Annotated in this window: 1 pseudogene; it reads left to right on the plus strand. The window is 60.8% G+C overall.

From position 1 onward, the window contains the following. A pseudogene (locus tag HLUSI_RS32960) lies at positions 1-167 on the plus strand (MFS transporter); the annotation flags it as partial. Between the last annotated feature and the right edge of the window lie 162 nt (positions 168-329).

The raw sequence follows: 329 nt of genomic DNA on the forward strand, positions 1-329 counted from the left end.
TCTTCGGTTTCGCGTTCGGCATGGGCGGCATCGGCGCCGCGCTGCTGGGCAAGCTGGCTGACGTGACGGACATCTTCTTCGTCTACCAGGTCTGCGCGTTCCTGCCGCTGATCGGTTTGCTGGCGGCGTTCCTGCCCAAGCTGGAGAGGGCGCCGGCCACGGCGTAGTTCTTCTTCCAGGTGTCCGGCTTCTCATGAATGCCGGACACATTCCTGGTTATTTCCGCTTTCCTATTCCGCTTTCTTTTTCTTTGTCCCCGTCTTCACGTCCTTTTGCTCCTGCTGCAAACGCTGTATCGCGCCGGCGGCAGCGGCGCCCAGATCCGTTTC

Origin of the sequence: Herbaspirillum lusitanum P6-12 (assembly GCF_000256565.1) — a bacterium.
In the GTDB taxonomy this organism is placed as follows: domain Bacteria; phylum Pseudomonadota; class Gammaproteobacteria; order Burkholderiales; family Burkholderiaceae_D; genus Herbaspirillum; species Herbaspirillum lusitanum.